Origin of the sequence: Methylophaga sp. UBA1464, assembly GCF_002325665.1 — a bacterium.
In the GTDB taxonomy this organism is placed as follows: domain Bacteria; phylum Pseudomonadota; class Gammaproteobacteria; order Nitrosococcales; family Methylophagaceae; genus Methylophaga.
Map to the genome: position 1 here is coordinate 18,608 of NZ_DCSO01000016.1, position 10,833 is coordinate 29,440.

13 protein-coding genes and 1 pseudogene are annotated in these 10,833 nt (G+C 45.5%); 2 read left to right on the plus strand and 12 right to left on the minus strand.

Annotated elements, in window-relative coordinates; genetic code table 11:
- Window positions 1-76: 76 nt before the first annotated feature.
- The gene (locus B3O33_RS01675; protein ID WP_292362187.1) at window positions 77-922 is read right to left on the minus strand and encodes an HDOD domain-containing protein; all 846 of its coding nucleotides are present in this window, start codon (window positions 920-922) and stop codon (window positions 77-79) included.
- Between the two features lie 437 nt (window positions 923-1,359).
- Here B3O33_RS01675 and B3O33_RS01680 point away from each other — a divergent pair, with 437 nt between their 5' ends.
- The gene (locus B3O33_RS01680) at window positions 1,360-2,574 is read left to right on the plus strand and encodes an HD-GYP domain-containing protein (RefSeq protein ID WP_292362186.1); all 1,215 of its coding nucleotides are present in this window, start codon (window positions 1,360-1,362) and stop codon (window positions 2,572-2,574) included.
- Between the two features lie 47 nt (window positions 2,575-2,621).
- Here B3O33_RS01680 and B3O33_RS01685 read toward each other — a convergent pair whose 3' ends face one another.
- From B3O33_RS01685 to sugE, 10 genes are all read right to left on the minus strand, one after another.
- Window positions 2,622-3,383, minus strand: a complete 762-nt coding sequence (locus B3O33_RS01685; RefSeq protein ID WP_292362185.1) for an ABC transporter permease — start codon at window positions 3,381-3,383, stop codon at window positions 2,622-2,624.
- Window positions 3,380-4,309, minus strand: coding sequence for an ABC transporter ATP-binding protein (locus B3O33_RS01690; protein WP_292362184.1), 930 nt, complete (start codon window positions 4,307-4,309; stop codon window positions 3,380-3,382). The genes B3O33_RS01685 and B3O33_RS01690 overlap by 4 nt, the downstream gene beginning before the upstream one ends.
- A gap of 214 nt (window positions 4,310-4,523) precedes the next feature.
- Window positions 4,524-5,375 (minus strand): hypothetical protein, encoded by an 852-nt coding sequence (locus B3O33_RS01695; protein WP_292362183.1) that lies wholly within the window; start codon window positions 5,373-5,375, stop codon window positions 4,524-4,526.
- 597 nt (window positions 5,376-5,972) lie between these two features.
- Window positions 5,973-6,281, minus strand: a complete 309-nt coding sequence (locus tag B3O33_RS01700; RefSeq protein WP_292362181.1) for a DUF3144 domain-containing protein — start codon at window positions 6,279-6,281, stop codon at window positions 5,973-5,975.
- 317 nt (window positions 6,282-6,598) lie between these two features.
- Window positions 6,599-7,021, minus strand: coding sequence for a GFA family protein (locus B3O33_RS01705; RefSeq protein ID WP_292362180.1), 423 nt, complete (start codon window positions 7,019-7,021; stop codon window positions 6,599-6,601).
- Window positions 7,022-7,037: 16 nt separating this feature from the next.
- The gene (locus B3O33_RS01710; protein WP_292362179.1) at window positions 7,038-7,976 is read right to left on the minus strand and encodes a CHAD domain-containing protein; all 939 of its coding nucleotides are present in this window, start codon (window positions 7,974-7,976) and stop codon (window positions 7,038-7,040) included.
- 101 nt (window positions 7,977-8,077) lie between these two features.
- Window positions 8,078-8,563 (minus strand): PAQR family membrane homeostasis protein TrhA, encoded by a 486-nt coding sequence (gene trhA / locus B3O33_RS01715; RefSeq protein WP_292362178.1) that lies wholly within the window; start codon window positions 8,561-8,563, stop codon window positions 8,078-8,080.
- On the minus strand, window positions 8,452-8,733 hold the full coding sequence (locus B3O33_RS01720; protein WP_292362177.1) for a hypothetical protein: 282 nt from the start codon (window positions 8,731-8,733) through the stop codon (window positions 8,452-8,454). The genes trhA and B3O33_RS01720 overlap by 112 nt, the downstream gene beginning before the upstream one ends.
- A 57-nt stretch (window positions 8,734-8,790) precedes the next feature.
- Complete coding sequence (locus tag B3O33_RS01725; RefSeq protein WP_292362806.1) at window positions 8,791-9,489, minus strand: NAD(P)H-binding protein; 699 nt, start codon at window positions 9,487-9,489, stop codon at window positions 8,791-8,793.
- 63 nt (window positions 9,490-9,552) lie between these two features.
- Complete coding sequence (gene sugE, locus B3O33_RS01730; protein WP_292362175.1) at window positions 9,553-9,873, minus strand: quaternary ammonium compound efflux SMR transporter SugE; 321 nt, start codon at window positions 9,871-9,873, stop codon at window positions 9,553-9,555.
- Between the two features lie 193 nt (window positions 9,874-10,066).
- On the opposite strand from sugE, the pseudogene B3O33_RS15990 reads away from it, so the two are divergent.
- Window positions 10,067-10,300 (plus strand): annotated as a pseudogene (locus B3O33_RS15990) (DUF899 family protein); the annotation flags it as partial.
- A gap of 16 nt (window positions 10,301-10,316) precedes the next feature.
- On the opposite strand, the gene B3O33_RS01735 reads toward B3O33_RS15990, so the two are convergent.
- Window positions 10,317-10,833, minus strand: a 517-nt coding sequence (locus tag B3O33_RS01735) for a methylated-DNA--[protein]-cysteine S-methyltransferase (RefSeq protein WP_292362807.1), incomplete at its 5' end; no start/stop codon positions are given.

Sequence of the window (10,833 nt, forward strand, 5' to 3'; positions counted from 1 at the left end):
CGGACGAACTGAATTATTTCCAATATGCCTGTCAGAACTACGTAAAGCTGAAAAATGAATATCTCAATAACAATGATTAAGCCGCCAGCTGTTTAAGTCGTTCATTGATCTGATCCTTCCTGGTTAACAGTTTCTGGGTATCTGCTGATTCAAATTCAACAATGGCGATGGATGCCTGAGGAAAATTATCTGCCAACTCACCATTCAGCATGGCATCAGCAGCATATTTAGCCATGTTGACGACTGCGGCCAATTGACTTGCCTCCTTGTCAGTCGAAGGCGTTTCAAGATGCTGAATGGTTTCAATGACCAGAGCCGGCATACGCCAGCGAATAACGATCATCTGCGAAACGGTCAGCCAGTATTTATCTTCCAGCTGATGAACAATCGAATCATCCAGAGGCAAACTCTGTTGCGCGGCAACATCAATCAGCGTTTGAAGTACCGCCGGACGGCCAATGGAATGAATCAATCCTGCCAGAAAAGCGACTTCGACGTTCACGTTGCAGTGACTGGCAATCTCTTTAGCCCACAATGATGTCGCCAACGCCTGCTGCCAGATGGATTCCGCATAGCCTTCATAGCCCGGAGTATTGAATAATTTCGCATTGAGTACGGCGCTGATAGCAATTTCACTGACAGTCACCATACCCAGACGGGCAATCGCCTGTTGAAGTGATGTCAAATTTGACATCGGTGTATACGCTGCCGAGTTGGCAATACGCATTACATGGCCAGCGAGCGATGGATCACTTTCAATCAGCTGCGCCATTTGACTGGCATCAGACTCTTTATCATTGGCCAGCATAAACGCTTTGTTCGCGACCTCAGGCAGTATCGGAACCTCTACAAATCCCTCTGCGATTGCCTGATTTAACAGATCTTCCAGTTCTGATCTTACGTGCTGATTATCTTCTTGCATTTCTCTATCCATATCTGATTGATAAATATTGTTTTTTGCCGATTTATCATTCTGTCTTGATTCAACTTATCGCCATTCAGACTACTTAGCGATAAACATCAACTAGAAAGCCGACATCGATAAAGCTTACTCAATACGTCACCGACCAAAGTAGCACCATCATTTCATTACGTCTATTTTGAATCATGCAAGTAGCTGATTTCAGCTTACAACAAAAAACCGCTTCTTATATTGGGCTCAAATGACCATCAGTCAACCTTCTGATTTTAGCCATAAAACGCCCTGTTTTTTTCACTCATTTCAGCGTTAGCTGAATAAGGTGACAAGGATTTTCCTGAATTTACAGCTAAAACCACAAGTTTTGTGCTGAAATACATTTTTTTCACAGCGTGCCTATATACAATATCAGCAAAAATTAATACTAAAGGTAGCCGACTTTGACACAACGCATTGCTTCTAGTGAACTCCGGCTTGGTATGTATATAAAAAAGCTGGGCGGTTCATGGATGAAACACCCGTTTTTACGTAGTAGTTTTTTATTAACCGATCCCGATGATATTAAAAAAATTCTTGAGGCAGGCATTGAGGAAGTCTGGATCGATGAGGATAAAGGTGAAGCTTCTAAAACATCGCCCTCCCTGCCACCATCACCACCCGCTGCCGAAACGTTATCAGACTCACTTCCTCAGCAAACCGCCAAAGATAAAAAATCTGTCGCGCGAATTTCAATGGAAGAGGATATTAATCGCGCGCGGAAACTCTTCAATGATGCTAAACCACAGGTTATGGCAATGTACCAAGATGCCCGATTGGGTAAAGCCATTGATCCCCAAACAACTTTACCGTTAGTGAATGAAATTGATTTAATGGTGCAGCGAAACTCAGCCGCAATACTCAGTGTAGCTCGTCTGAAAACTCATGATGACTACACATACATGCATTCATTGGCGGTGTGTGCATTGATGATATCGATGGCACGCCAACTCAATCTGAATGAAGAGCAGGTTAAGTTGGCTGGTGTCGGCGGATTAATGCACGATCTTGGTAAATCCCTGATGCCATTGGAAGTGCTGAACAAACCCGGAAAACTTTCTGATGCAGAATACAACATCATGAAAAAACATCCGGTTGCCGGCGCCAAATTACTTCAGAACTCCGGTGCTGAACCAGAGGTCGTCGACATCGCTTTGCATCATCACGAAAAAATGAACGGTTTGGGCTACCCCAACCGGTTACAAGGTGACGAAATATCATTGTATTCCCGTATGGCGGCCATTTGTGATGTCTATGACGCTGTCACATCTGAACGCGCTTATAAACAAGCCTGGGATCCGGCTGGCACTATTCGGGAAATGGCAAAATGGGAGGGGCACTTTGATAAGCCGCTTTTTAATGCTTTCGTAAAAATGGTGGGCATTTATCCGGTCGGTTCTCTGGTACGACTTTCTTCACAAAAGCTGGCCGTAGTGATAGAGCCCGGTAAAGGTTCGCTTGTCACGCCAAAAGTTAAAGTGTTTTTTTCCCTGCGTTCTAAAGCACCTATTCAGATCCAGGTAATCGATCTCTCCCTGCCAAGTTGTAAAGAGACCATTGATGGGCCTGAAGATCCAAGCAAATGGAATTTCAAACAACTGCAAGATCTCTGGCTTTAAAGGTTTATTACTCCGTCCTGTTCAGTTTGATAGCAACATATCATCCATCAGACTTTTACCTTATAGCCCGTTTTAAAAATCCACCAGATAAACATCATAAACATGATGAGGAAAGCAGTAATCATCATCAGACTGAATGTCAGACTGACATCGGCTGTACCATAAAAACTCCAGCGAAAACCACTAACCAGATATACCACCGGATTGAACAGAGTCACTTTCTGCCAGAACTCAGGCAACATACTGATCGAATAAAACGTGCCACCCAGAAAAGCTAAAGGCGTGACAACCATCAATGGAATAACCTGTAATTTTTCAAAACCATCCGCCACTACACCAAGAATAAAACCCAGCATGCTGAAAGTAATACAGGTCAACACCAGAAACAGCATCATCCATAACGGGTGCAGAATCGAGTAATCCACAAATAATTTGGCGGTGAGCAAAATCAACATCGCCAGAATAATCGATTTGGTAGCAGCAGCGCCCACATAACCAACCACAATCTCAAATGCCGAAACCGGTGCCGACAAAACTTCGTATATAGCCCCTGACCATTTGGGCATATAAATGCCGAACGAGGCGTTGGAAGTGGTTTCAGTCAACACCATCAACATGATCAAGCCCGGAATAATAAAGGCACCATAACTCACACCGCCAATTTCAGTCATCGCCGAACCGATGGCCGATCCGAATACGATGAAATAAAGCGAAGTAGACAACACCGGCGAAGCAATACTTTGCAGCGGCGTGCGCCAGCTACGGTGGAGTTCGGATAAATAAATGGCTTTAATGGCATACCAGTTCACTTTGACTCCTCCAGCAGACTGACAAAAATTTGTTCCAGGGTACTTTGTTTGGTTTGCACATCACTCAGCTCGATCCCGGAACGATGAATTGCCGCCAATACCTCCGTCACATGATTGGTCGGTTGATTATCAACATAATCATAGGTCAGCGTTTTGCCATCTTGGCCAATATGCAACACAAAACCATTCAGCTCACCGGGTAACTGAGTAATCGGATGTTGTAACTGTAAGATAAGCTGCTTGCGGCCCAGCTTTTTCATTAAATCCTGCTTGTTATCCACCAGCAGGATCTCGCCATGATTAATAATGCCAATTCGATCCGCGATCTCTTCGGCTTCTTCAATGTAATGTGTAGTGAGAATAATGGTGGTGCCTCTTTGGCGTAGCTTTTCCACCAGCCGCCACATATCACGGCGTAATTCCACATCCACCCCGGCGGTCGGTTCATCCAGAAACAATACTTCGGGTTCATGCGCCAGGGCTTTTGCAATTAACACACGGCGTTTCATGCCACCGGAAAGAAATTGAATTTTGGCACGCCGCTTATCCCATAAAGACAAGGCTCTTAATATTTCTTCCAGGTATGCATCATCACGCGGCTTTCCAAAAACGCCCCGACTGAACACCATGGTATCCCACACAAATGCAAACACATCTATCGCTAATTCCTGGGGCACCAGACCAATTTGTTTGCGTGCCTGACGATACTGTTTGACAACATCATAACCACCTACCAACACCTGGCCCTCACCGACGTTAACCAGTCCACAGATAATGCTAATCAGCGTGGTTTTTCCAGCGCCATTTGGGCCTAACAGAGCAAAGATCTCACCACGTTTGATTTGCAGATTAACCTGCTTTAACGCCTGAAACCCGGAAGGATATTGTTTACTGAGATTGCGCACATCAATGATGTGATTTTCCATCAGTCGTGTTTCCTTTACTGCGGTATGTAAGCTTAGTCATTTTAGGGGCTTGAACTTTCATCGCCCCTCGAGTGTTGTTCTTCAACAAGGTTTAAATTTGTCTGCATTTAAACATAAAACAGCAGTGAAATAACTCAATTACTCCAATGCGATAAAATCGCTGCAGTTTGGCAGCGCCATGTTAAAACAGTGTTAACAGCAGCAAGATTTAAGATTACGGTTGCCGAGCAGGCAACGCGGTTGCAGGGCCAGGTTGCATCGCTGCTTCATCAAGACTGTCACCAATATTGAATGTCACCGTCCTGATTTTATCCAACGCGTTTCCGGCAGGTTCCTGTCGCAGAATAATAGATCTGAATAGCTGATGATCCTGCGCGTCCATTACCGAGTCGATGGTGTCAGAACGCGGTTCAAATCCCCATTCGATTCCACCCGCCCATGTACAGAGTGCAGCTTCATCAATAGTGGCTTCAACACACGGCTGCTCAACCACCTTCCGCAACTGATCAGTCGCATTGGTATCCTGACGAGCCGGTGTTCGCAACAACAAACTGGTTTGTATATTCGTCAGTCGTTCAGACTCATACAGCTGATTATTATCAAGCAGTACACTGCGTATTCCTGCTTCTTCAATCAATACATGCCGACCACTGCTGACAAGTTCGAAATGACAGTGTGGCTGCTGTTGTGGTTCAGCCAGTTGATAATCCCATGCTTCCAGACGATAGGCAGTTCTGGTCTCATCCAGCCAGCGCTGCAGTCGAATGGTTCCCAGGCGATTCCGCTCATTTTCGCTCAACGCTTTTATCGAAACGCCCTCATCCTTGCAGATATTCAGCAAATCCGCATATAGTTCACGCCGGTTCCCGGCAGAGACAGGGGTAATGGTTTGATCAATATAGATATTTGGCATGGCGGGACGCTGCTCCACCCGCTCAACTGTTTTCGGCTCAAGTGGTGCAACGGATGTGTCCGGTTCTGACTCTTCCCCACAAGTGGTCAGCATCCCTACACAGACAAGACTCAAGGCAGCTATCAATAAAAAACGGAGTTTGGCCGTTAACATCACCTTACCAGTTGATAGTGCTAGTTCTCATCACATTCAAGAAATTCATAACCAGTGCCTTCATCAAGATTTATCAGTTCANNNNAAACCAATCTGCCGGGCAGCAACCAGATCCGCCTGTGGTATCTGGTGAATCAGTATAGTCCCTGTCCCAATACCACACGCAGCCGGATAAGCGACACCGGTTCGCTGACCACAGTGAGTTTCAATTACCTCAATATTTGCCGTTGATAATTTTTCTGCACTGTCAGTGGGTGAGATCCCTGACGTTTCACATTGCAGAGCATTTCGACTCTCATAAACCATTACCGGCTCCTCAACCGCGCAACCGCTCAGTAAAACCAATGAAGTTAAGATGGTTAATCGCAGTTTCATGAGCACGCCTTAATGTTAATATCCAGAGGAGGAATAAATCGTTTTCATCTTCCCATATGAATCTACTCTAATCATCCAACAATTTGAATAGCATGAAGCGTTGATGCTGTTCAGAGCTATCGGAAATAGTAGTTGAAATGATATTTTGGGATCAATTACACACCACGAAAAACGTATTGATGATGTGCTTTGAAAGGATATAAAAAAAGGGTAAGCTCTCGCTTACCCTTTGTTTTGCAGTTGTTCAGAGGCCTGAACATAATTGTCGAAATTCTGAATATAATCATCCATATTCAATTCCAACATACGTCGATATTCATTGACAAAAAAATCGACGGTTTCATCCCGCGCATCAGCCATATCCATGGCATTAGTCCATCCAGAAGCACAGAACCACGCACTGTATCTGGCTAAGCCATACATAAATGATGCACTGACTTCACCGGCCTCTACACTTTTCGCCATTTGCATATTAGCCAATTTGATAAATGCATCCGCTCTATCGAAAAAGGCTTTATCTCTCTCACTCATAAAGGTTTCGCTTTTTTTATTTTGCAGTTGGGCTTTCAGCCAGTAAAGAACCTGCAGAATAAACTTGCTCACGGAAGATGAATACGGAACTCAGCACAATAGATCGCAGGAATATGACATTTATTATTTTTTAGTACTCGATGATATGAAAACAAATCCGTCACATGATGAACCGGATAAATTGGCTTCTTACACACTCAAATAGAAAAAACTTGAAATACGAATGTCATTCGGTAAGGATACTTTGCAGCTAGCGGTGAACCCGTCTGAGGAGCCATGAGTTTCAGCTGAAAAAGCCGGCGTCAATTCAGGCTGAGTCAGCTGTCGCTAAACTGGGAAAACAACTCCTCGCCGGTAAGATTTCGGGTCTTCTCGGCAAATGAATAATATGTCGGTTTGCTCTCAATAAACACCTGCTCAGCCAATTGCCATTCATCGTTATTATCAAACAACCCAACTGGAATGGCGTACATTTCACCCTGTTTCAAGCGATAAAACAAATGGGTACCACATGTTTTACAAAAGCCGCGTTCAGCCCATTCTGAAGAATCATAAATTGAGATATTTTCAGCCCCCTCAAACGCTACATCACCACCACATTCTACCGCCAGCAATGGCCCTCCACCCCACTTTCGGCAGGTCTCACAGTGACAAGCCCCCATATGATAACTTTTGGGGGTGGCTACCAGACTGACGTTGCCACATAAACAGCTTCCGCTTTGTTCAGTTATGGAATTCATTTGCCCCCCTCCTGATTCATATCTGCATTTGTTTAGGTGTATCTGTATTTTTTCGAAGTGCTTGTAATACAGATAAGTAGTTCTCCCGCACAGCGATCCAATTATGCCATTGTCGCTGCAGTTCCTGATCTTGCCATCCAGATAGTGCAATGACGGGTTCGCGGGCATTGGCAAACACTTTGGTAATCGCTCTGGACTGTTTGCCGGTTAATAAGGCAACTTCTGCCAGCTCTTGATCGATAACCCAACGGGCGAATTCTGGCAAATGACTGCGAAAAACCTGCATATCGTGGAAGTCCCCCAGTAACTGCTGAACCTTTTTGCACCACTCAACCAGCGCTTTCGCGTTGCTTACTGTTTCGGTAAAGGGTTCGAGCAGATAACGCAGATATTTAATTTCAATACGTGCCAGATGCGTTTCTTGCATACCAGCATTCAGAAGTTGGTCAATCAGCTCAATACGCTGTTCCACGGTTTGTTCAAGCCATTTGCCTAAGCCAATACCCATTTTTTGTTTGATCTGAGGTTCAAGTCTCTGCTTTGGAGAAAATCGCAGTTCGGTGGACTGCTGATACGCCTGTTTCCCATATTCAATCAGCTTCGCCAAAGCAGGCCTATCGCCAATCTGTTTTTGGGCCAGTGACAACCAGGCCAAAGTCACCTCGTGGTCACGTACGGGGTTGCTCGCCTTGGCCAGGGCCTTAAGCCGTTTACCAACGGCCTTGTTGGTTTTGATTTCACCGCGGGTCAGTTTTACCCAAACCCGTAACCGACGCAGATCAACACGCATATCGTGTAATGCCTCAGGGTCATCTTCCGTGGTTTGAAAATGCGCCCAGGCTGTGCGAAATGCTGTTTCTTTCTGTCGAACTATTTCTGCAAGAATCTTACCCGCCGGCTGCAACAAGACAGGCTTACTGCCCGTGGTAGTTTCGACTTGAATTTTTTTACTCATAAAAAGTCTTTGAACAATTCAAGTATGAGGATCCAACTATACCCGTTTCCATTTTTGGCCGAGGTTTTAAAGGGGTCAGTGGTCGCCAGATAAAAAAGGTTCTAGTCAGCATACCCAAAAATAGCGAAGAAATGACAGGCCGTGCCCGCCAGAACAAATAAATGCCAGATAAAGTGACCATATTTCAGCCGTGAATCCATCGCAAAAAACACGACTCCGACGGTATAAAACACGCCGCCGGCCACTAACCACAATAATCCGGCAACAGGCACATTTTCCAGCAATGGCCGGATGGCAATGACAATCACCCAACCCATCAGTAAATACAGGCCGGTGGAAAAAACCAGATGGTGTCGTTTTTGAAACACTTTGAGGGCAACACCGGTAAAGGCCAGCCCCCAGACAATAGCAAAAAGCGTCCAGCCCCATGGGCCTTTGAGTGCACCGAGCGTAAATGGTGTGTAGGTGCCAGCAATCAATAAATAAATTGCAGAATGTTCAATACGGCGAAAAACACGTTTTGCCTTGCCGACAGGTAATGCGTGATATAGGGTGGAGCTAGATAAAGCAATATCATCGTGGCACAAAACACGCTGACGCCAACAACAAAGGCCGTTTCACCCAGCCGGGTGGCATGGACAATTAAAAAAGGCATGCCGATCAAAGCCGCGACAAGTCCTGTTCCGTGACTGACAGCGTTGGCTATTTCTTCCCCGGCAGATTGCTCACGATTGAGGCTGGTAAGCGACTTTTGCATATACTCCCCCTCTTGGCACATCAAACACGTTATTCAGTGTGTGAACGTCAGAACCCGTTAATCTTTGACAGCACGCTGATGCATAGTCCCATTCGATAAAACCAGCGACGAGTCAGTATTTTCAGCATCGTAAGTCACATCAATCAATGCAGACGCAACACTTTTTGTGGAAATAGGCCGCACAGAAGCAGGTAAAAACGATGAAATGGGTGTGAGTAACGAATCTGCCAGTTTTTCTGCAAAGCGATCATCATCCGGCCGCCCCAGCAGCAGTGAAGGTCGAGCAAAAAACACACTCGGCAAATTAAGTGCCTGTATATCGCGTTCCACCTCGCCTTTAACCCGATTATAAAAACTGACCGAAGAAATATTGGCACCGAACGCGGTTACAACACCCAGTTTACTGACCTCAGCCGCTTTGCAGGCTCGTGCAAATGCGATCACCAAACCATGATCAATCTGGCGAAAATTCGCTTTACTACCAGCTTGTTTTTGCGTGGTCCCCAAGGCAATAAAAGCAACAGAACCTGCTGGAATCAGAGGTTTTGCCTGCTGCTCCAGCTGCTCAAAATCAATAATCTGATGGGTGATTTTTGAAGTGATTGCATCCGGGAAATTGAGCAATACATCGAACGCACGACGAGATATCAAAATGATATTCGCAACGTCTTCCCGCTGACTTAACTGAGTCACCAACTGCGTTCCTACAGCACCCGTTGCACCTAAAACAATCGCTGTATCAGAAATTGTCCTCAACCTCTATCGTTTCAATTTGGTATTAATCCGTAATCAAGTCAGCTGACTATTTGGCTTTTAAAGTTAGGCAACACTCGATATCCTGAGCCCAACAATGCCAGTAACCACGAGGAGCAAGCTAACCATTTTTAAGAAAGAGATGGACTCCTGGAAGATAACTATCCCGGCTATTGATGCTCCGACGATACCGATACCCACCCAGATGGCATAAGCAGTAGCCATGGGTAAGGAACGCATAGCAAAGCTCAGCAAATAGAAGCTGCCAATCATTGCAATTAACGTGATGAGTGAGGGAACTGGCTTGGTAAACCCTTCCGTAAACTTGAGTCCTATTGCCCAAACCACTTCCAATAAACCAGCCAAAAACAGAATTAACCAACTCATGCAGACAACCTCTTAAATTGAAGGGGTCGTCCCCATTAATCGTGAACCAGCACCTCAGGGTCGTCCCTCAGGGCATGTGCCTGGAAAAGAACACAATGTAAAGCAATTTATCACAACTTACCGGCCCCTTCTACCATCTCACCATCTGAAGCTGATAATTATTTAACACTCAACATAATTCTGTTTTGACAGCGATTACCCCGGTGAAATATTTCACACCTTTTCCGCATACGGGCGCGGTGCCGAGGAAATATTAGGGACTTATATGCTGCTCGATCTGACGGCGAAAAGACGTAATGAAACCGGCCCGAATTTTAATCTCACTGATTGGGTGCGACATCACGACCGCTATGAAGCAAAGGGCCATGTTGACTCAACCGGACGCTACCAACCCTCAGAAAACTGCTGTCATTCAGGAGAAAAATAAATCTGTCCTCTGTTTTTTACCGTTGACGACGCTCGTGTTCCAGTAACCAGTGTTTGCGATCCAAGCCACCCCCATAGCCTGTTAAGGTTCCATTTTTCCCAATCACCCGATGACACGGGATGATAATGGAAACACGGTTCCCACCATTTGCAGCGGCCACTGCCCGCACGGCTTTGGGGTTTCCAACTCGCTCTGCCTGCGCCTGGTAGCTCGTGGTCTCGCCATAAGGAATCTGTTTTAACACGTTCCAGACCTGAGTTTGAAACGCGGTCCCAGGGGTGTGTAGTGCAACAGTAAACTGCTTACGTATACCAGCAAAGTATTCTTCCAACTCTTGCCTGGCTTGTTTGGTGTGTTCATTTTCGCCGGTTACAATAGGACAGTTTAAGTGCCTCTGAAGATCGTTAAACTCGGTTTCGAGCATTCGCCGATCGACAAACTCCAGTAAACAGACTCCCTGCTCTGTCGCACCAACAAACATAGGGCCCAAGGGTGTGGTAAATCGATTTATTGTGATCACATTATTCTCCAGC

Coding starts and splice junctions, on each gene's coding strand:
- B3O33_RS01705 (WP_292362180.1), bottom strand. CDS start 7,021: ATGAATTCCATAACTGAACAAAGCGGAAGCTGTTTATGTGGCAACGTC.
- B3O33_RS01675 (WP_292362187.1), bottom strand. CDS start 922: ATGCAAGAAGATAATCAGCACGTAAGATCAGAACTGGAAGATCTGTTA.
- B3O33_RS01710 (WP_292362179.1), bottom strand. CDS start 7,976: ATGAGTAAAAAAATTCAAGTCGAAACTACCACGGGCAGTAAGCCTGTC.
- B3O33_RS01720 (WP_292362177.1), bottom strand. CDS start 8,733: ATGCAAAAGTCGCTTACCAGCCTCAATCGTGAGCAATCTGCCGGGGAA.
- B3O33_RS01695 (WP_292362183.1), bottom strand. CDS start 5,375: ATGTTAACGGCCAAACTCCGTTTTTTATTGATAGCTGCCTTGAGTCTT.
- B3O33_RS01700 (WP_292362181.1), bottom strand. CDS start 6,281: ATGAGTGAGAGAGATAAAGCCTTTTTCGATAGAGCGGATGCATTTATC.
- sugE (WP_292362175.1), bottom strand. CDS start 9,873: ATGAGTTGGTTAATTCTGTTTTTGGCTGGTTTATTGGAAGTGGTTTGG.
- B3O33_RS01690 (WP_292362184.1), bottom strand. CDS start 4,309: ATGGAAAATCACATCATTGATGTGCGCAATCTCAGTAAACAATATCCT.